A 21,703-nucleotide genomic window follows, 5' to 3' on the forward strand; every position below is an offset into this window, starting at 1 on the left:
TTAATATGCGTTAATTTTCGGTTTGATACAGACTTTAGCAATTTCGAGTGGATTCGGACGTAGTCGAATCCGCCATAATTGTGGTTATACATTGTTGGCAAACGTTATTACTTTTCATTTTTTGTTAATCCAATCAATTACAAAGTCCATAAGATGCATTGGTACGGTGTGCCTTCCCTCAAACTTTTTATAGGTTACATTATATCCGTTTTCAATCAATAGATCACGACCATTTTCGGCTAATTCTATTGGCACCAACTTGTCCTGTTCTCCCTGGATGATTAATGTTCTGACATCTTTCCCATCCTCGATGTTGTCATTTCCCAACCAATCTTCATCTACCACCGAACTAAAAATAATCATACCATCAATTTTATCGTGATGATGGATGCCTGTCAAATAGGTGATAATTCCACCTTGAGAGAAGCCTGTAAAGAAGATTTTGTCTATCATATACTTGTTTTTTAAATCACTAATGACTTGTCCCATCTGATTTTCCGTGGTCGTACGCATAGCAATCTTTTCTAAATCAGAGGCAGGTCTTTCAAGCATAATAAAGGATGAAATATCATATAGGAACCACTCATAAACGAGTTTTCCATTATCAAGAAGTACTGGGTAAGGAGCTTCCGGAGCTGCGAAAATAAATCCAGCATTAGTGAAGGGTTTGCTCAGTCCTAAGAAACTTTCTGCAGTACTACCATAACCATGAAGTCCAATAATAAGAGTATACTTTTTAGTAGAATCGTAGTTGTCTGGAAGGGCTATTTTAGTAGGTGTGTAAGCCTCTATTTTACTCCACACAGTTGAAGGGTCTTTAATTGAGTCATTTTGTGCTTGTGCAAAGTTGACTACGGATAAAAATGATAGAATTAATAAATAAAATGCTGGTTTTAGTCGTGTCATTATGCAGTTATTAAAATTCAACTCTTGGGTTCTAATGTTTGCCAACGTTTAGTATATGAAAAGTAGGCGATTTCGAAGCACGAAACTTTCGGCTAAGCACAAAGTTCGATACGAGCGAAACTCCTTGATTTTACTACTATTCCGCCTATTTTTTATATACATTGTTACCTGCTGGCTTTTATTTCGGTCAATATTATTTTCGCTTTTCCAATCGCAATCTTTTCAATGTCGGGAAATATTTTTGCCTTCAATATTTTATCTCCATTCAATTGCCTTATTTTATTTAAAACAACATTTCTGGCATCATAAAGCAACTCATCTGCATAATCCTTTAAGTCACATTTGTTTAATTCAACTAGTCCTGACGTTGTTTTGGCTAAGTTTTCATTCTTTATACCGTTTAAGAACTTTGGCTTATACAGCTTCAAGAACTCACTAATTTCCGTTTTGTATTTACTTTCTGTTAATTCTTCTATTCTCCGCAGAGATTGAAATAGAGAAGAAATAGTCAAATTCTTGTTATTCGATACTTTTAATTTTTTGAGAAAGTCACTTTCAAAATGCTTTATGGCTGTATCAAAATCAATTTTTAATGAAAAGTCAAAAGCTTTTAGAAAATCCCCAAAGTTCAATCTATTGTATTGGTATATGTCTGCACGTTGTACTGTTAAATAATTGTCTAAAAGATTAGCACAAAACTTATTTGCATTCAAGCTATCACTAACAAAGGTTTTGTTCTTTGTTTTATTTAGAACTTCGGTAGATTGACTGATATTAAGCTCCTTATGACACATTGATGTACAAAAGATATTAATATCTGACTTATTTAATGCATTTACCGTTTTTTCTTTATCTACTCTAGTTAAAACAAGAAATAGTGATTCAATGACAGTAAATTTTGAACCATTGATAACCTTATTTAGAAGTTCAGCTGATATTTCATTTTTGATTTTACTCTTGAGTTCAGGCAGATTCAGGGCTTTGGGGTTAGATAAAACCGTAATATCGAAATCACAGTTTAAAACCTGTTGCTTTGTAATACTCAAAAGTTCATTGGATATATCTTGAGCAATTTGAATTTGTTCTTTTTTGACTATTTCAAAGAATATTAGCAGGCTATTAATGTTACTTTCATTTTGGATTAAAGTCTTGAATTTTTCAGAAGCCAAAAATTCATTTGTTATCTTTAAAAAAGGCTCTTTGTTATCCTTGATTATGGTATTTAACTCTAGTATTCGAGCCGAGATATTACTTAAACTATCTTCATTTTCAAGTAGTTTGTGCAATGTTCTATTTTCAAAACTTTTTTCAAGTTCTATTATAATCAAATCAGGTGCAATTGACGACAAATCTGATAAGCTCTTTGCAAAATCTGATAGATTCGATTGCGATAGGTTTAAGCCACTCGATAATTTATTAAGTAGATTTTTAGCAATATTTGTTCCTAGAGATATATCAATTTTTTCTAGTTCTCTTATTGATTTTCCAATTTGAACAGCTTTTAGGTTTTTACTTTTTCGAGCAAGTTGATCTATGTTCAGATTCTTTATTATCCCGAACAATAATTTCTTAGATAGAGGAGAAGTATTTAATTCTGACAGTGAATTTGTGATTCTTGAAAGAGTGGGCAATTTTTCAATCATTGTTAACCACTCGGAGAAATCAAATGAATTTAAAATTCTACTAACCGTTTCTGGTGTGGCTTTCTTTTTACTAATTCTCATTGTTAATTCTGTAATGGAATTAGTATTGGCCTGCTCATTAATTCGGAGTGTTTTTATGATGTCTCCTAGCTCTAAATTTAATTGATTAGCAATTTGAAGCAAATTACTATACACGGAATAATCTTTATAGATGTATAGCTCAAGCTTATTATTCAAATAGTATTCTATAAAGAGGTTATAATACAATAATTGATTTTCGCTGTTCAAATAATCAAATGACTGAAAAAATATTTTTTGTAATTGAAACACTTCATACGGGCGAATATTACTTTTGAATTTATCCGAAAATAGGTCAAGTACCTTTGCATTATTCAGTAACTGTCTGGTAATTTCAAATTGTTCTGAAATAGATAATTTGACTATTAACTCCGTAATATTTAGTTCTGATTCAGTTCTGTAATTATCAATGTAGTTGTTGAGTAATTCTATTAAATGGTCTGTACCTAATCCTTTTTCTTTAATTAAGGTTTGGTTTATTAGGTAAGCATAATCTTTGTGAGGAAAATAATAGTAATCACTAGTTGAGTAGTTTAATACAATTCCTTTTTCCTTTAATTTTCCGAATTCTTCATTCTTAGATTTCATTCTTAAGAATGAAATGTCATAACTGAAAAGATAGGAGTATAGAAATAATAGTTCTTCGTCAAATTGTTTTAAGCCGTGATGTTTATAGAAATGCTCATAAATTCTGTCATTATTAACTTGGTCAAATTTTAATGAGTTACCTTTTTTAGTTGATGAAATCCAAGTTTCAAGAGCGATATTTAGTTTTAATAAATTACTATCCGTGTTTTTTAAGATTATCTTAAAATCTCCTTTGTACCAATTGAAATCTGGAAAATCATTTTTTAAATGATAAATCCTGTTATCTATAATTCCTGAAACTTTGTTTTCAAAATCAAGGTTTGGGTTATATCTAAATTGTTTAATGTCTTTAAAAACGTTTAGAATTGAGTCTTTGTCTTCTTCTCGAAAGGAGTTGTAATATCTTGATAGGTATATGGTTTTAATCCATTCAAATGATTTGATTCTTTGACGAATTTTGATAAATAAATTTACGTTATCGTGAATGTTATCGATTATCAATGTGGAACGATAAAAAGATAACTTCTCTATTTCTTTTAGTGTATCATTTCCGCTGATATCTGGGTCTGAAAGGTCAAGGTAAAATGTCCTATTTCGAAAGTGAGGAATAAAGTTCTTGTAGATAGCTTCTGCAAATGTTGTTTTACCACTACACGGATTTCCAAGTATTGCGTACTCCTTTGTTTTGTTTTTATTGAAGAGTGAAGCTATTTGTTTAATCTTCTTCTTCTCAAAAAACGAAAAATATATAGATTCATCAGGAGTGATATATTCCTGAGTTTTTATTCTGTTACTGAATTCGACAAAATGATAAACAGAGCTTATTCCGCTAAATTGGGGAGAAAGTTCTTGTCTTACAATTTCTTCAATTCTCAGTCTTTTTTCTGGAGAAGTTATTTTTTGGAAGTCGCCAATTAGTTCTGTTGTCGTCTTTAAAGTGATTTTTTTACCATATTTCTCTCTCAATTCTTCTTCGCTAATATCTTTTAGGGCTTTATTGTCCCTTATGAAGAAGCAAATGATTTCATTGATTTTTTTTGAACTATGGTGTTTTATTATGTTGTCAACTGTATCGTTTTCTATTTTTTTTCTTTCAGCACTTTGGATAGCTGTAATTTGAATGGCGATTCCTTTTTGAAAATCGTATAAGTCAATTCCTGGTGTATTTCTTTCTGTATAGTTTAGGTTCGTTAAGCTCTTATAACCATAAATCAATTCAAAAAGACGCATAAAAAAGTCTTCTGCCTTTAACTTTTCATCCTGCTTATTGAATACTCCTTCGTCATCAATTTTCCTGACGTATTCACGAAGATTATGTTCAATTGAGGTGTCTATCATTTTATTATGCTGTTGGTTTTTTCAGCTTGCAGGTAACGTTTCGTGTATGGTTTGTTGCGATTTTAGGTAACCAATTTAGCAAATAAAAACGAACCGTAGGAAAATCCGCAGGATTTTCCGAAAAGCGAGAACCTAAGCAATGAACTATACATAGTGTTAGCCCACGTTATTATTTTATTTCAATAATTTCGTTTTCTAAGAATTTCAAAATGAAAATCTTATCAAATGTTGTATTTAATTTTTCTTTATCAATTTGGATAGTTGGGAAATAGTCCGATGATAATTCACCTGATTTTATGACTAGCCAAAATTTATCACATTTACTAAAACTTTTTTTAGAATCTTCTTTTTTATCTAGTATATTTTGAATTTTTAAATTATCAATTATACCTCCAATGGCAGAATAAGATTCTATGTATTCATGACTTTTTATTTTTTCATTAAATATAATATCATAAGAGTCAATTACATTCGGGAGATGTCCATTGTTAGTGATTTCTAAGATATAATTTTTATTGTCTAATATTATATTTTTTAAAATATCAGTGAGAAAAATTTTTGCAATTTCTTTGGGACTTTTTTTAATTGGAAATTCTTTTACATTCAAATGAATGTTAATACAACATTTAGGAATCTGTTTTTCGATTAGCAAATTTAAGAGCTCTCTAGAGACCCTTTTTGTTGTTTCTTCAAATGATTTTAAAACTGAACCTTTTTCAGATTTAAAGTCGTCTTTAAATATTTGAGTAATTTCTATTCCAATTTTTTCCTTACTATGAATTATGAAATCAGGTTTATCAATATGTTCAATTTCGCCAGAAGGAAAATTAACATATGATTTTTTGAATTTTTCAAAAACAGATTTTTCTGTTATTTCCTTTTCAGTCATTATGTGGGCCAACGGTCTCGGCTATGAGTAGTTGCGTGTTTTAGTATTTAACATTACAAGTATACAAAAAGCTGAAAATCCGCGAGGATTTTCAGAAGTAGGCGAGAACAAGCAATTACTTATAGCCATTGTTAGCGAGCGTTTTTATTTATTTTTTTTGGTTCACAACAATCTGATAAATCCACAATTATTGGTGTATCGGTTTGGTCTATTTTTCACTATTATTCTAATGATAATTCTGGCCGTGAAACCGTTTTTATTAGCTCCGAGCAGATTCGTTTAGTCTTAGCTTCAATAAGTTTATAAGGAGCTTCGTGTAGAGGCTAGTCAACGTCATTTTTATAAATCTCACCATCTTTCATAATGAATACAACGCTTTCCATGGTGGCGATAAAATCCAGTAATAAGTCTCCCTTTACTGCTATGATATCAGCATAGGCGTCAGGTTGAAGACAACCAATTTTATTTTCCTTGTTCAGGTGGAGTGCCGATGTGTAGGTGCTTGATTGTAAAATATCCAACGGCTTCATTCCAGCTTCAAAATAATACCGAAACATGTCAAAGGAGGATTCTCCTTGGGACACTTCAATGTCAGTATAATTGTCAGAGCCAGCTACGATAGGCACACCCGCTTTGATAGCCTTATTCAACCTGCTGGTCATATTATTCATGTAAAAATCGATCCAGTCTACCTCATTTTCATCGTAATCAGCCAGCTTTACGTAAGTATTCATGTAATCTCTGCTGTTCTCGGTCGGTACCAGGTAAACTCCCCTCTCTACCATCAAACCAATAGTGCTATCGCTCAGATTGAATCCATGCTCAATGCCATCCACACCGCCTTCAATGGCATTTCGTGCAGACTGATTGGTGACGCAGTGAGCCGTAACTTTTAAATTGTATTCATGCGCCGTTTTGACGATTGACTTTATTTCTTCAATGGTCAGATAGGTCTTGTTTGGTAGGTTATCTGCACAAATCTTAATCAAGTCCACATTCTGGTTGACGTGTTCCCTTACCGCATTTTTGGCATCTTCAGGGCCCGTTATAATTCGATATTCGCCTTCAATGAGATCCTGATGCTCGGGGGTAACATTGTAAATCTGTCCACCCTGGGCGGCCAAAATGGGGCCTGACGCCATGATTCGCGGACCTTCAATTGTACCTTCATTAATGGCATCCCGAAGCGCTACATCCAGATATAATCCCGAGTTTCCGAGGTCTCTGATGCTCGTGATTCCATTCAACAAGTAACTTTTAGCTCTTTCGGATCCGCGCAACGCTCGCAAGGCATCACTCTCCATGGTAAGCGTATGAATGCTGCATTCAGCAAAATCTTCATTGGCCTCTTGGGAAAAAAGCACGTGTGTATGGGCATCTATCAGCCCTGGTAGAACCGTGTAATCGGTTAAATCTATTGCCTGCGCATTTTTTGGTAGTGAGCTAAAATCACCAACGCTGACGATTTTTGCACCTTCAATGTGAATAAGCTTATTCTTGAGAAGCACATTGTTTTTGCTGTCGTAAAAAGTTCCCGCTTTCAGGTATGTACTTTCTTGCTGCGCATTCGATTTGATCAGAAAGCAGATCAGAGCAGTTACTGTAAGAATCAATGTTTTATTCATATGGCCCTATTCATTTTTTGATCTAAATATCTTACCAAGCGCATTGTACACAGCGATATGCAATGCATCTCCGTGGGTTTTATCCTCTAAGAACTCGTAGTGCAATTCAGTGTTTTGGCTATTCTGGTCACTTAGTTTTCGGAATAGTTCTTTTGCCAGACGTTCCATTGTTTCCCCTTCTTTTCCTACTGCAATGTAGATTGATTTAATTGAGTCGAAAGGCTCTGGTTGCCTACTCAGTAAACTTTCATCATTCCACCACAAGCTGGGGCTTACGATGATATAGTTGTCAAAGAGATCGGGCATTTCAAGAAGTACCTCCGTTGCTACAAGACCTCCTAGAGACTGTCCTATGATGGTTTTGTTAGCGGTGGTTCTGAAATTTGCATCAACAAATGGTTGCAATTCATTCGCCAGGAATCGAATAAACCTTGCTGATTTTCCCGACGTTGGAAACTCTTCCTGGTCAAGTTTATTCTGAGATGGGTAGGTGAAATCTCTTTTTCTGTCCACATTTTCTATTCCCACCACAATGCACTCTGGATTCATATTGATCCATTTAAAAGCACCAAATTGAATGATTCCCGAAATGTGAACGAAGTCTTCATCTTTTGAGCCATCTAGCAAATATATAACGGGATACCTCTTGGACGTATCAGCGGCATAACTGGCGGGTAGGTAAATATTGAGTTCTCGTTTTTCGTTTAATGTCAACGACTGAATGCCGATGGCTTTACCAATTGAAAAGTCGGTCTCACTGATTTTTTCTGGCAGCTCTTGCCCGTTTAGCACGTTAGCGAGGAGCACTAATACGCTGATCAATATTTGATTTCTCATTGTTGTTTTCTTGGTTACCCTGCGCTCTTTTGCGCGATCATGTAAAGATAGTGAAAGCATTGTTAGTTATTATCAATGGATCGTTTGACTAATCTCTTTCGGCTGAAATAGGACAGTCTTGTGGTATCCTTGACAAAGTCAAACTGATACGACAATCCGAGTTTTTCAATCACCCTGATTGATCTGGTATTGGTAGGCATTGTGAGGGCAATAACATTTCCAAACGTTCCAGATCTGTCAATCTTATTTAGGTAGGCTCTGGCTGCTTCGATGGTATAACCATTGTTTTCAAAATCAGGTAATAAGGCGAATCCAATGTCGGGAAATTGCTCATCGTTTCGACGAAGAAATGTAATTATCCCGATGGCCTGGTTGCTTTCTTTCAGCTCAAAGACGTTGTAATAGGAATTGTCGCGTTCTAACAATTTGAGAATGTATTCTTCGGCGGCTAACTCGTCTACAATATTCCTGTCTCCAATAAATTCCAGCCAGCCTTCTGAGTTGACCAATTCAAAGATGAATCCAGCATCCTTTGGATAGATGGGGCGTAGGAGGAGTCGTTCGGTCTCTATGTTGGTGTACACTGTTTTCTTTGGCTTATTTATCGCTGGTGTCCATAGATCACCTCAATAGTTGGAAACATGCTATGGAACTCCACCAATTGTGCAAGACTCCTTTCGGCAGACTCCTGATCATGTAACCATCCAGGCTCTATGTTATTGACAAATCCATACTTGGTGTGGCTAACATCCCCCGTTAGAAGTTTTGGCCCTTCTGAAGTCATTAACAGATACGACAGGTGGCTTTTTGAATGTCCTGGCGTATGTATTCCCAAGAAGGATCCATCTCCAAAGATGTCAACGACACGATGGAAAGGGGCTTTCGCGATACCTTCCGACCAATCGATCTCGATAATTTCCGAATCTGACGTTAGGTGATTTGGGTTGTACACCAATGGGATATCCAAGTATTCATCTCCTTTTCCAGCATACTTTGGAATGGAGTGGGGTAACTCAGGTAGGCCCGCTGTATGATCTCCGTGTAAATGGGTAAAGAAGATCCCTTGAATGTCCTTGTTTTCCTCTTCGAGCTGAGCCGCTATATTTTGATTCTTTTCCTGCCGCGACTCGATGATGTAATTGCTTGCCAAGAGTCCTTTTATGTTTCCGTCTCGCTGAAATGTACTGTCTAAGCCCGCATCGATCATAAACCAACCTTTTTCGCTATGATGAAAAAGAAACACAAATACATCTACCCACAAGAATTCATCAAGTTGGTGGTTTGCTTCAAGCTTTTCAGCATTCAACATTCCGCTAAGAGGTACTTTGACAGAACCCGTATTGAGAATTTTGAACTGATCAATCGCCTCATTGCTTTGAAATATTTCTTCCCAAGACTGATTGTTGAGTTCTGTAGCAGGAAGGTCATAAGAGGTTCTTTTGGGACTTTCTGATCCACTCAAAATAAAAGAAACGTTGATACCGATAACCAATAAGGAAAGGAGTAGCACCACGAGTGCAGTTTTCTTCTTTTTGCTCATGTCTTTAAATTTTGAGCAAAGGTGAACCTATTCGGGAAAGGAAACTTGAACGAATTTGCTATTCTTTATCACCGAGGAAGGAGGAACTCCAATCATTTTAGTGAATGTCCTCGTCATGTGAGCCTGATCGGAAAATCCCGCTTCATAGGATGCAGCAGTGAGTGACTCGCCTCTTAGAATCGATTCGAAAACGATTTGAAGCCTGGTCCAAAGAATGTAGTTGCGTATGGGTAGCCCCATTTCTTTTTTGAACAGGTGAATGAGTCGACTTTCGCTCAAATGACTTACATCCATAAGCCTTTCGGTGGTGATGTTTTCGTGGATGTGTTCTGAGATAAAGTTCAAAACGTCTCGAATGCGTTCGTCCTTTTCGATTTCTATGTTGCTCTTTCTAAAGAAAAAAGTGTTCTCAATCATCGACCTCAGTGCTCGCCAGTCCTGATTCTCAACGCAGTCAGAAAACGCTTTGATATCAATAGGATTAATATCGCTGTGCGGATAATCGAGGATAGGCTGGCTCTTCAATTGATTGGTCAAAACCCATTCACCCAGACTAGACTCTGGATCGATGTCCACACTAATGATTGGCACATCTCTGGCATCACACTCATGCGTATGGTTAGGTCCGATCAATAAACCGTTTTTACTCAACCAATTGCCCGAATCGTCTTTTGAAAGAAAGCATCCTTCAACCGCCACAATTAATTGAATCACGGGATGACTATGCTCAGTAATGGTCCGCGGGTAGCTCCCAAAAAAGAGTCGAAGGTCTTTACATATAATTAGTTGATTCATTTTTAATGCTCGCTAACGTTTCGTATAAGGTTTGTTGCGTGATTAGGTAACTAATTTAGCAAATAAAACCGAACCGTAGGAAAATCCGCAGGATTTTCCGATGAGCGAGAACCAAGCAATAAATTTTATACGCTGTTAGCGCCCGTTTTTTTTAAATCGATAACCTCACAAATAAACCACAAAAAAGTAATACTACTACGTTCTGCTTGCGCACAGATTGAATTTTAAATCCGCGATTACTTTTTTGACATTGAATTAAGAAAATAATTTGGCAAGAAGGGAATGATAAAAAGGAAATTAGCTTTAAAAATCGACCTTATTTTAAGCCTTAAAAATTCAAAAAAAATTTTGCCATTAAATGAGCGCTTAACTCGTTATATGTGCACCAATATACACCTTTTTGGAGCTCATTCCCCGGATAAGAGGAACTTTTGGTGATCTTTATCCGTTCGCTTAAACCTCACAAAAGGGATTTAATTAACAATAATGCAATTTATAGTGTTATAATATAATATAGTTTTTACTTTTAGTGCTTAAAATCCTTAACCTACTTGAAACGATGCCATTAGACCAATGCAATGAGATTCTTATTGCTCTAAAAGAAAAACTGAAATCCATTGACGAATCCGATTCAGAAAACCTTAAAAAAATACATAGTAGCTATAAGGTATCACTTCAGGCCCTGCTTCAAATAAAAACAATATTCAAAAATTCCAAATGGCCTGACATAAATGATGAGATCAACTTTTTCAAAACGGTCAAGCCTATGGTTTTAAGCAAAGTGGTCATCTTTGCGAAACTCCACAATATCGAGATCCGAAAACCCAATGCCGCCGACAAGGTGGTGAAAAAATATTACTGCAGGATCATGGGCAAGCTCCAGGAATATATCGATTCAAATATAGAATTCTACAACTATTACCGAACCAGTTCTTCCCGTTACGACATGCACTATTTTACCCGATCGGAGATCGACCTGATGCTTAATCCGGATGCAGCTTATTTTTGTACCGATACGGAATTCTCAACGAGTCACGACACAATTTTGGCCACACTTATGGCTTTCGATGATATTATTTTGTATCTCAGGCGAAAAGTTAGAGGCATAGAAAGGCATAACTTCAGAAGCAAAAATCCCGGGGTGCCCCATTTTGAATGGACGGCACATAAAAGTGATCTGGTAGAGCTCATCTATGCTTTACAAGCCAGTAATGCGGTCAACAACGGTAATGCCACCCTCAAAGATCTGATGCTGTTATTCAATGAGGCCTTCGATGTAAAGATCGAGGATTACTCTAGGGTGTTTTATGACCTTCAGGCACGTAATCATAAAACCAAGTTTTTAGATTATTTAAAGGAATCTTTGGAAATTAAGATCGACAAAAATCTGGAACATTGATCGTTTTTTTAATTAAAATTGAATTAAAAACGGCCCGATTAGGGTTTCCTTATATACTTTAAATTGAAATGTATTTGTTTGGTAATTCCCAGGTACACTGGCGCCTAAATCCTACCCAATAAATACCAACTTGGGTAAACCTTATTAAGGTTTTTGTGATTATATCATTCTGAAAATCAACATATAATTTGATGTTGTTTATTTAAAAATACCTATTTCGAATTAAAGGGAGAAGAAATTCCCAACTTGTTTAACCTTGTTAATTTTTTTCAAAAAGCCTTTGCAAATTTGTGATTGAAAGTCAAATCAACACAATGGAATCCAACGGGGTCTTCCTTCAGAAGACCTTGTGGATTTCCCCTAATCTAAACCTACTTATGAGCATTAAAATCCTAACCCTAGACGATCTTAACGCATTCAAAACAGAGTTACTTTCCGACATTAAAACGCTTATGGAAAAGCGCCAAGCCGTTAAGCAAAAAAAGTGGATCAAGTCCTCCGAAGTTCGAAAACTACTGGGTATTTCCCCCGGAACACTTCAAAACATGCGCATCAATGGTACCTTACCCTATACCAAGTTTGGAAATGTCATCTATTACGATGCCGACCTCATCAATAATATCCTGGAGCGAAATCATACAAAACCGAGAAAGTTATATGATCGTGAAATGTCCGGCCGTGATTAATATCATGTTTTCAATCCACGATCAAGAATGTTGTAATGAAACAAGTTAATTACATCAGTCACCTCAACCGGGTTTTTCAAGCCTTCTTAGAAGATACCAGACTTAACACAACACATGTCAGTTTGTATTTCGCACTATTCCATTTCTGGAATTTAGCGCGCTTTGCAGAACAGTTTTTTATCAATCGAAATGAAGTGATGCAGCAGTCAAAAATAGGATCTAAGGGAACCTATCACAAATGCATCAATGATTTAAACCAATGGAAATACATTGTTTACATCCCTTCAAAGAACCCACACCGGGGCAGTACTGTTAAGATGTCCAAAATAGGTACAAGTACCGAACAAGTTATGGAACACTACAATACCAAAAAAGAGACAAGTCCTGAACAAGTACCGGGGCGTAATACAAACAGTAATAAACTTAAAAAAAGAGTAAACATTTCTAAACCAAAAAATAAAATTGAAGTAATCCATTTTTTTCAGGAAGAAGGATGTAAAGAAGACCAGGCCTTGAAATTTTTCAATCACTATGAAGCTCTGGGTTGGAAAAAAGGGAATTCGAAGATCCTAAATTGGAAAGCAGCGGCCCAAAGCTGGATCCTGAATGCTAAAGATTATTCTTCAAAAAATGAGATCTCAAATGTTTTGGGCCAAAACGGCAACCTCCACACCAAACGAAATAAAAACTACAATCAACCGCTATGATCAAGTTTACTTCACATTTCGATCCAAAAAAGCCCCACATTATCACGGAGGGAGCCGTATCGTTCCAGTTGGGAGATCTCAAGGGAAATGTCATAAGCTACGATTTTAAAAAGGTGTTAATTTACCTGGAGGCAAAGGGGAAACTACTTTTCGGTAAACATTTTAAGATTCATGAGGATGATCACGACGTTCTGTTAAAATTAGTCACTTACTACATTCAGGACGAAGCCTACTGCAAGCATTTGGGCATCGATCCCAAAAAAGGCATCCTATTATCCGGGCCGGTAGGTTGCGGCAAAACCACCCTCATGAAATTGCTACCACACATCACACCCTACAAAAAGTCCTTCAAACTAATACCGGCGCGAAACATCGTGTTTGGCTTTAATAACATCGGTTTTAAAATAATCGAAGACTATTCCGACGATCAAGCCTATTGCTTTGACGACCTTGGCGTGGAACCCACCGGTCGCCATTTCGGAACCGACTGCAACGTCATGGGCGAGATTTTGTTGTCCCGTTATGAGTTAACTAACATACCCGATACCTTTCAAAAACATCCAAAAACCCACATCACCACAAACCTCAACGCCCAGGAACTCGAAGAAAAATACGGAGAGCGCGTCCGCTCCCGCATGCGCGCCATGTTCAATCTATTTGCTTTTGATAAAAATGCGACGGATAAACGAAAATAATTTTAACGAAAACTTAAAATTTAATTGTATTTATTACTCTAAATTCACAAGATAGTTGGAGGTATTGAACACTAAAAAAATATTTTCAGAATAAAAATTAATTTTATTTCGTGGGTTTATGAAACATTTCAATCTTATTTTTTTTATACTTCCATTGATAACATATTCTCAAAGTATTAAGGGAGTTTTATACGATGAAGATTCACCTGTACAAGGAGCAGTTATCATGAATCTGAATAGAAATGAAACTATTTTATCGGATTATAAAGGAGAGTTTACAATTTCTGCGTCGGTAGATGACTCTATAGCTATTGGTACATTATTCCATAATTCAATGGTTTTAAGAGTGAAAAAAGAATTTTATGATAGGATTAATGTAATTGAATTAGATAAAAAGACAAATAAATTAGAAAAAGTAGAAATTTTTCAAGATTTAAAAAACAAACCATTCAATCCTAAAATTTATTCTTTTGAAACAGGTTTTTCAATGAAAGAGGATATTAAAAATAATCCCTATTTATATAAACCAAAATCATATTATGCCAATGGTTTTAACTTTATTGAAATAATTAAATTGATAAAATTGAATAAACTATTCAAAAAAAAATCAGAGAAAGAATATATCTCATTTAGTCAATATGACTCACTGTTTAACAACAGTAATTTGTTTAACGATAACATTAAAATTCCTTTTAATTATAAAGATTTATTCCTAGAATATTGTGAGTTTAAAAAATTGAGTACCGACCTGTTGTCGAAACCAGATAATATTATTCTATTAGACTCGATTATTAAATTTAGTGTAGAATTCAAAACATCCGTTATGGATAAAAAGTGATATAGGAAATAATTTTTCAGATGTTCTTAATCAAGAATAGTAATACCCCGCAACAAAATCTGCCATTGCGAGAAGTTTGCGACATGGCCCTACCTAGCTTCGGTAGTAATCTCACGAAAAAAAGATGCCATTGCGAGGAGCTTGCGAAGTGGCCCTGCCTACCTTCAGTAGGAATCTCTTAAATAGAATTCCCTATGTTAAATAGCTATAAACAAGGGCCACTGTCAAGTGCACAATTCATCAAAACCGCAACTGCATCCACAAAGGGCGGTGATCCGAAATATAATACCGCAAATAGGCCCTGAACTCCCCAGGCATATGATTTTGCCAAAGCTCCGGGAAAATAGCACTATCAAAATCAAAAACACCATGGTCCTCAATTTTAGATTTAATAGAAGGCAAGAAAGCGATTTGGTCGTACATTTTATCATTCACAATATTTGAATACACTTTAGTAGAATGCTCCGGAAGTTTCAAACCTCGTTTTACCAAAGCCTCATAAACCACATCACCCTTTTCGATCATCGGGATATTAAAATCCCCTAAAGCAATAATATTTTTTGAAAAAGCATTTGACGATTTATTTCTTAGGTCAGCGTACCGACCAATAGCATAAGCCTCTAGGGCACGACGCTCCAGATCACGCGAAGACACCCCGCCGGAAAAGGAATGCACGGTGATCAAAATAAACATGGTATTCTGCCATTGGAAAGAACACAAATAAGGATTACGATCAAAACCGGTAAAAGCTTGGTTAACGCCTTCAAGTTTGATGTATTTATGATCCTTAGGAGGAATGCCAATTTCCCCAACCAGTTCCAATTGTTTAATGATGCGGTTATCATAAATAAATCCGGACCGCTCATTATTACCACCCTTATCCGAAAAGATCAAACTGTAATAGGAGGGAAGCTCCGACTCAACAGCCCGCAAACCCTCCAAATCATCATGGATCTCCTGTATGGCCACAACATCAAACCAACTCAGGATTTCGGCGATAAGCTGATAATGTTCTCGCCACCGAATTTGTAAACCAAGGTTCGCAATGTTCCAGGAAGCAATCAAAAGCTTATCAGCCGACTTATCCGGAACACCCCTGACGACCTTATGATTTTTCAAATGCTGCACCTCATCAGCAACATCAAAATTAAAAATGAACTTCGGTTTTTCAAATGCAGGCATGGTCTAAAAATATAAAATTAACTATCAAACAAGCAGCTCAAGGGGAGACTTACAAATAAATATAACCAATTTTATAAGAATTTTTCTATATTTAAAATGTAAAATCTGATACATTAAAATATGAACCGAGATAAAATACCATTAACCAAAAAAAGAAAGGAATTCCTTGAAATTTATGGAGACCTTGAGAACACAGAAATGTTAAGAGAAATTCTTTTTGCTCAAAGCCTCCAAATAGAAAAATTGGAAAAGATTCGATATAACACGTATATTCTTGTTGGCTGGCTAGTTGCTCTTCCAATAATATACTTCGTTATTATTTTATTTTTCAGTAACCTCGGAACTTTAATGTATAATTAGTGCCATAAATTATAGGAAAATATCAAGCGACGTCTTGAGACAAAATTATTTCATAAGAATTTTTCTATATTTAGATCAAATAAGAATTCTATATTTAGTATAATAATTTTATGATAAAAATTGTGTTAATCAAAATGGTTGTAATTAATGCTTTCTAGATTCTTCATAAAATTTGGCTCTAAAAAATACATGAGACAATTAATCGAAAATGGAATAGTATTTTGTAGACCAATTGAAGGGTTTAGAAAACGAGCAAAGGAAAGAAAGTCCGGTGGCGATATTCTTGAAGGTGTAACAGAAATCATAAACTACGATCAAAAAGATAGTGTCACTTTAACAATTTTTCCTTTTCCAGAACATCAACGGGAAATTAAAATTAAAATGACCAATGGACAGTTCAGGCAAAATATCAGTAAAGTAGGTAATATATATTCTCTTTATTCCATCAATCAATCATCAGATGCTGAGCAGGAAATTCAACTTGATACCAGAATGTTGGAATATGGAACTCATGCAGTTATAATAACGGATTACAAAGAATTTCTAATAAGGATAAACAAACAAGCGAAATCCTTAGGTTACAACATTTTCTGGGGTCTTATGGACTATTATAATCCGATTGATAAAATAGTGAAGGATATATCAATTTTTCATAAATCAAAAGATTTTAAATATGAAAGCGAGTTTCGGATTTTTGTTGAAAACTCGAGTGGTAAAGATTTAAAACTAGCTATCGGAAATATTACAGATATTGCTCAAATAATAGAATCTAATCAACTGAAGCAAATGAAAGTAAATTGGAGATAAAATACAGTATTGTTATGATAAATTTATCAAGTTAGAGGAATATTATAACTTCAAAAATTTAAACCAAACAACAAGTTGCAATTAAATGCCCTTATTCCAAACATCAGTCCTAAAAACATATCTGGCACAACAAGACAGCGCGGCGGTAGACCGGGCCTATAAAAAGTACACCAAGTATTTTCACAATGCCACCATTCAGGAAAACATTAAAAATTCCAAGGAAGAGCAATACCAGGCCAAGTTTTTAGACGAATTGTTCGTCAATGTTTTGGGCTACACCCTAAATCCCAAACCTGATTTTAACATCACTACCGAATTCAAAAATCAAAAAGGAGCAGGCAAAGCAGATGGCGCTATTTTAAGCGAAACCAAAGCCATTGGGGTTATTGAATTAAAAGGGACCAACACCAAAGATTTAGAAAGCATCCGGAAACAAGCCTTCGATTACAAGGCCAACCAAAAAGGCTGTGTTTATGTGCTTACCTCCAATTTCGAAAAGTTACGCTTTTACATCAATGATGCTACAGAGTTTTTGGAATTTAATCTATTCCAATTAGCCCCGGGAGAATTTAACCTAATGTACCTCTGTCTTCAAAAGGACAATATTCTGAATAATCTTCCACTAACCATTAAAGAGGCCTCCTTGGTTGAGGAAGACAAAATTACCAAGCAGTTCTACAACGATTATTCGCTTTTTAAACGCGAGCTCTTTAGAGACCTTGTAAAAAGAAACGCAAAACGTCTGAAGCAAAACGTCATAACGAGCGTAGCAGGGCCATCTCATGACGAAAACGAGGAACTCAAAGCCCTGGAAAAGAACGTCAAACTATCGCTTTTCAAAAAATCGCAAAAGCTCATAGACCGATTTCTATTTATCTTCTTTGCAGAAGATAGAGACCTGTTACCACCGAATTCAACCATTCAAATTTTGGACAAATGGAAAGCGGATATTGACTTCGGTGATGAACGTCCGGTATATGGTTTATTTAAGCAATACTTTCACTTTTTAGACCAGGGTAGAAAGGGTACAAGCTCAAGAGCGGAGATCTATGCCTACAATGGAGGTTTATTTAAACCGGATCCCATTCTCGATGATCTAGACATAGACGATGAACTGCTTTACAAACACACCTATAAATTGGCTAAATACGATTTTAGCAGCCAGGTGGATGTCAACATTTTAGGACACATTTTTGAAAACTCCCTGAATGAAATTGAAAGTGTCAATGCCGAAATTGAAGGCGGTGAGTTCGATAAACAAAAAAGCAAGCGAAAAAAGGACGGTGTATTCTACACGCCCAAATACATTACCAAATACATCGTGGAAAATACGGTAGGTAAACTCTGCCGGGAGAAAAAGGAAGCACTGGGCTTTAAGGAAGAAGCCTATTTTGAGGTAAAAAAAGGAACACACCAAAACACCAAAAAATACTTATTAGAGGTCCTGGATAAGTACCGCGAATGGTTATTACAGATCACCATTTGTGACCCGGCCTGTGGTTCCGGAGCATTTTTAAACCAGGCACTGGATTTTCTTATTAAAGAACACCGCTACATCGATGAACTCAAAGCAAAAGTCTTAGGTGGAAGCCTCATACTGAGTGATATAGAAAACACCATTTTAGAAAACAATATTTATGGGGTAGACCTCAACGAAGAGTCTGTTGAAATTGCCAAACTATCCTTATGGTTACGTACCGCCCAGCCACGCCGTAAACTCAACGATTTAAGCAACAACATAAAATGCGGTAACTCATTAATTGATAGCAAAGCGGTAGCGGGGGATAAAGCCTTTAATTGGCAACAAGAATTTCCTCAAATTTTCAACCCGGCATGGCGAGAAGGCATAACGAAGCAATCTCACAATGAAACCGTCATTGCGAGTGAGGAACGCACGAAGCAATCTGCCGAAACAAAACAGGGCTTTGATGTAGTGATTGGGAATCCACCTTATGTAGTGTATATAAAATCTGTTTTTGGGGAAAATACACTGTCTTATGTGAATAATCGATTTAGTTATGCTGAATACAACCCTAATACATATGCACTCTTTACAGATTTAGCAATTAATCATTTGATAAAAGAGAATGGTTATTTGGGATTCATTATTCCAAATAGTTGGTTAGATGGCCAGTATTTTTCAAAAATGAGAAGGAATGTTTACATAAATCAAGTTGAAGAGATTGTGTATTTAAAGGATTCTGCATTTGATGAGGTTGTAGAAACGGTTGTGTTACATATAAGAAAGCATACCGCTAAACAAGAGAAAATAAAACTCACGAAGAATATACTGAAAGAAGATTTTGAACTAAAAGATTTTGATTCTTCCAAATTCATTCAAGGGTATAATCCATTTATTACTACTAACAACCCTTTATTAGAAAAATTAGAAGGGAACTACAGTAAAATAAAAGAGCATGCAATTGTGTATCGTGGTTTGGAAACACGAAACAATAAAGTTTGGCTAACGGAGAAAAAAGAATCTAAAAACCACTTACCAATACTTTTAGGGAGAGATGTTAACCGATATTTTATTGATTATTCTGGAAGCTATGTGAATTTTATTCAAAAAGAGATGAAGAGTAATGCTAATCTTGATATGTATTTAAGGGAGAAAATATTAATGCGTAGAACAGGTTCTTCAATCATAGCTGCAAAAGATGTTCATAATATGATGGTATTAAAGAACTCTTATTTAATAATACCTGATAGTGTAGAAAAAATAGATTCTTTACTTGCGCAGTTAAATTCAAAACTTTTAGCATTTTATCATAAATCCAAAACAAGCGCAGAGAATAAAGCATTTGCGCAATTTAAAGGTGTTTATGTTTTGGAATTCCCATTTTGTTATAATGAAAAATTTGATTTTTCGGTGTTAGTGAATAAGGTAATTCTTTTAAATACTGATTTATTTAAAATGAAAGAATCCTTTTTAAAATATATAACAAGTAAATACTCTATCACTAAAGTAACAAGAACATTTGAGCATTGGCACGAATTAAACTTTACAGACTTTATAAAAGAACTCAACAAAGCCATTAAAAAAGCTGGAGGTACACCACTTACCAAAAAAGATGAGTTTGAGTGGCTGGAACTCTTTGAGGACAACAAGAAAAAAGCCCAAGAACTACAAACCCAAATCCAACAAACAGAAAAGGAAATCGACCAAATGGTCTATGATTTATATGGCTTAACACAAAAAGAACGAGAAATTGTTGAAAATAGTTAAAAGGTTATATGTTCAAAGAAAATAAATATTTCGGCGAAGTATGGTTTAAGGATTCAGAAGCCATTAAATGCTTTTGTGTTCTTGAATTAATAAAGGAGGAAATATTTATTACTACAAACCTTATGACCAAAAATGAGTCATTACAAATAGACGTAATTTACGGAATGTTTAATAGTTTAGGCTATGTAACCTTTGTTAATTGTAATATTCAACATAGTAGTATGGGAATTATTGAAACGAAAGTTTATAGACCTAAATATACTTTTATTTGTTCCTATCATATAATTGACCCAATAAATCTTAAAATAAATGAATTTCAAATTGACAATGTGGCAATTGTCGAGTGGGTAAGAAAAATGAACTGGTTTAATTCAATCGAAAATAAGATTGAAAAACAAGAAGATATAAAGCACCAAACAGTTATTTCAGAAGAATTAAGGTTAACAATAACAAAATCTACGTCATTAACTTCCAATCACGAATTTTTAAGGATAGATAATCTGGGCTATGTGGAATTCAAGTCAGAAACGAATTTAAGTATACCTGAGAGCATTGAGCTTTACAATTCATTTCAAAAATTATTTCATTTTATTTACGGTAAATCTGCTCAGTTTAAGTCTTTTAATTTCAAATGTTTAAGTTGTGGTAAGTGGGCTTCATTATATTATAAGGATGATCTCAATAAAGAGAATATTTCAGGTTTTATTACACTTGATTATGATACAATTAATAAGGATTTATCGAAATTAATAAAACATTGGTTCATCAATCCTGACATAACTTATTGTGCGGATATTATAATTGAAAATTTATTATCGGTAAAAACTAGTCACAGTAGACGATTTACAAATTCTTACTCTGCTTTCGAAGCCTACAGTTTTAAATTCGGAAAAACACATAAAAACCCAACAGTAGAAAAATATTTATTAGATCATAATAAGCTGATAAATATTATAACTTCCATTCCTGAAAATAAAATTAAAGGATATGTTTCCAAAATTGTAAGACATAGGGATTACCTAACTCATCGGAATAAGGTAAAGAATAAAATTTTTTCTCAATTTGAGTTGCTTTATATTTCCTTTTTATTGGATTATTTGGTTGGTATTGAGCTAATGGGCAAAATGGAAGCTTCAGAAAAAGTAATAGAAAAGATAATTTCAAGAGCAAAATCAACTTATCAAAATATGCAGTCAGTAAATGAATTATTGAATAAAGACTTTTTAAAGAACTAATAAGGGGGTATTGTAACAAAAAATATGGAAATAAATATTTAAATATGGTCTAAAGTTCGTATTTTCGCTGTAACAGTACACACCACGCTACCCATGAGAACAGCGTCCCAGGGTGTGTCTTTTGCTTTATATACCTTTTTATTCTTAAACACCATACACCCTAATAACGATTTTACAACGCGCCTAATGGATTTATTTAAGAATTATCCTAATGTAGATCCAAACGCACTTGGAATGAAGCCTGATTGGGAAAATGAACCATTATGGCAATAGCCTTGTAAAATACTGTCCGAATTTTGTAAATTCGGATTTATGATAGCTTTTAG

General features: G+C 34.9%; 18 protein-coding genes. 9 read left to right on the plus strand and 9 right to left on the minus strand.

The window, feature by feature from the left end; translation table 11 throughout:
- Nucleotides 1-114: 114 nt before the first annotated feature.
- The 8 genes from V8G61_RS04595 to V8G61_RS04630 form a co-directional block, all read right to left on the minus strand.
- Nucleotides 115-804 (minus strand): alpha/beta hydrolase, encoded by a 690-nt coding sequence (locus V8G61_RS04595; RefSeq protein ID WP_394874275.1) that lies wholly within the window; start codon nt 802-804, stop codon nt 115-117.
- A gap of 266 nt (nt 805-1,070) precedes the next feature.
- Nucleotides 1,071-4,553 carry an SMEK domain-containing protein gene (locus tag V8G61_RS04600; RefSeq protein WP_394874276.1) on the minus strand — a complete coding sequence of 1,161 codons (3,483 nt, stop codon included), beginning with the start codon at nt 4,551-4,553 and terminating at the stop codon, nt 1,071-1,073.
- Between the two features lie 169 nt (nt 4,554-4,722).
- Complete coding sequence (locus V8G61_RS04605; RefSeq protein WP_394874278.1) at nt 4,723-5,442, minus strand: hypothetical protein; 720 nt, start codon at nt 5,440-5,442, stop codon at nt 4,723-4,725.
- Between the two features lie 323 nt (nt 5,443-5,765).
- Nucleotides 5,766-7,067, minus strand: a complete 1,302-nt coding sequence (locus V8G61_RS04610) for an amidohydrolase family protein (protein WP_394874279.1) — start codon at nt 7,065-7,067, stop codon at nt 5,766-5,768.
- Between the two features lie 6 nt (nt 7,068-7,073).
- Nucleotides 7,074-7,964: an alpha/beta hydrolase gene (locus V8G61_RS04615; protein WP_394874280.1), complete on the minus strand. Its 891-nt coding sequence runs from the start codon at nt 7,962-7,964 to the stop codon at nt 7,074-7,076.
- A 2-nt stretch (nt 7,965-7,966) separates the two neighbouring features.
- Nucleotides 7,967-8,488, minus strand: a complete 522-nt coding sequence (locus V8G61_RS04620; protein ID WP_394874281.1) for a GNAT family N-acetyltransferase — start codon at nt 8,486-8,488, stop codon at nt 7,967-7,969.
- 17 nt (nt 8,489-8,505) lie between these two features.
- Nucleotides 8,506-9,444: an MBL fold metallo-hydrolase gene (locus V8G61_RS04625; RefSeq protein WP_394874282.1), complete on the minus strand. Its 939-nt coding sequence runs from the start codon at nt 9,442-9,444 to the stop codon at nt 8,506-8,508.
- 27 nt (nt 9,445-9,471) lie between these two features.
- Nucleotides 9,472-10,239, minus strand: a complete 768-nt coding sequence (locus tag V8G61_RS04630; protein WP_394874283.1) for an AraC family transcriptional regulator — start codon at nt 10,237-10,239, stop codon at nt 9,472-9,474.
- Between the two features lie 559 nt (nt 10,240-10,798).
- Between V8G61_RS04630 and V8G61_RS04635 the strand changes: the two genes are divergently transcribed.
- The 5 genes from V8G61_RS04635 (at nt 10,799) to V8G61_RS04655 (ending at nt 14,564) form a co-directional block, all read left to right on the plus strand.
- Nucleotides 10,799-11,638, plus strand: a complete 840-nt coding sequence (locus V8G61_RS04635) for an RteC domain-containing protein (protein ID WP_394874284.1) — start codon at nt 10,799-10,801, stop codon at nt 11,636-11,638.
- A 377-nt stretch (nt 11,639-12,015) separates the two neighbouring features.
- Nucleotides 12,016-12,324 (plus strand): helix-turn-helix domain-containing protein, encoded by a 309-nt coding sequence (locus V8G61_RS04640; RefSeq protein WP_394874285.1) that lies wholly within the window; start codon nt 12,016-12,018, stop codon nt 12,322-12,324.
- Nucleotides 12,325-12,359: 35 nt separating this feature from the next.
- Nucleotides 12,360-13,031, plus strand: coding sequence for a hypothetical protein (locus V8G61_RS04645; RefSeq protein WP_394874286.1), 672 nt, complete (start codon nt 12,360-12,362; stop codon nt 13,029-13,031).
- On the plus strand, nt 13,028-13,726 hold the full coding sequence (locus tag V8G61_RS04650; protein ID WP_394874287.1) for an ATPase: 699 nt from the start codon (nt 13,028-13,030) through the stop codon (nt 13,724-13,726). The genes V8G61_RS04645 and V8G61_RS04650 overlap by 4 nt, the downstream gene beginning before the upstream one ends.
- A gap of 118 nt (nt 13,727-13,844) precedes the next feature.
- Nucleotides 13,845-14,564, plus strand: coding sequence for a hypothetical protein (locus V8G61_RS04655; RefSeq protein WP_394874289.1), 720 nt, complete (start codon nt 13,845-13,847; stop codon nt 14,562-14,564).
- A 240-nt stretch (nt 14,565-14,804) separates the two neighbouring features.
- Here the strand turns inward: V8G61_RS04655 and V8G61_RS04660 are convergent, their stop codons facing one another.
- Nucleotides 14,805-15,746: an endonuclease/exonuclease/phosphatase family protein gene (locus V8G61_RS04660; RefSeq protein WP_394874290.1), complete on the minus strand. Its 942-nt coding sequence runs from the start codon at nt 15,744-15,746 to the stop codon at nt 14,805-14,807.
- Between the two features lie 549 nt (nt 15,747-16,295).
- On the opposite strand from V8G61_RS04660, the gene V8G61_RS04665 reads away from it, so the two are divergent.
- The 4 genes from V8G61_RS04665 to V8G61_RS04680 all read left to right on the plus strand — a co-directional run bounded on the left by V8G61_RS04665 (nt 16,296) and on the right by V8G61_RS04680 (nt 21,650).
- Nucleotides 16,296-16,913 (plus strand): hypothetical protein, encoded by a 618-nt coding sequence (locus V8G61_RS04665; protein WP_394874291.1) that lies wholly within the window; start codon nt 16,296-16,298, stop codon nt 16,911-16,913.
- 85 nt (nt 16,914-16,998) lie between these two features.
- Nucleotides 16,999-20,142 carry an Eco57I restriction-modification methylase domain-containing protein gene (locus V8G61_RS04670; RefSeq protein WP_394874292.1) on the plus strand — a complete coding sequence of 1,048 codons (3,144 nt, stop codon included), beginning with the start codon at nt 16,999-17,001 and terminating at the stop codon, nt 20,140-20,142.
- An 8-nt stretch (nt 20,143-20,150) separates the two neighbouring features.
- Nucleotides 20,151-21,377 carry a hypothetical protein gene (locus tag V8G61_RS04675; RefSeq protein ID WP_394874293.1) on the plus strand — a complete coding sequence of 409 codons (1,227 nt, stop codon included), beginning with the start codon at nt 20,151-20,153 and terminating at the stop codon, nt 21,375-21,377.
- Between the two features lie 93 nt (nt 21,378-21,470).
- Entirely contained in the window at nt 21,471-21,650 is a 180-nt protein-coding gene (locus V8G61_RS04680) for a hypothetical protein (RefSeq protein WP_394874294.1), read from the plus strand.
- Nucleotides 21,651-21,703 lie beyond the last annotated feature (53 nt).

Origin of the sequence: Gaetbulibacter sp. M240 (genome assembly GCF_043876815.1) — a bacterium.
Classification (GTDB): domain Bacteria; phylum Bacteroidota; class Bacteroidia; order Flavobacteriales; family Flavobacteriaceae; genus Gaetbulibacter_A.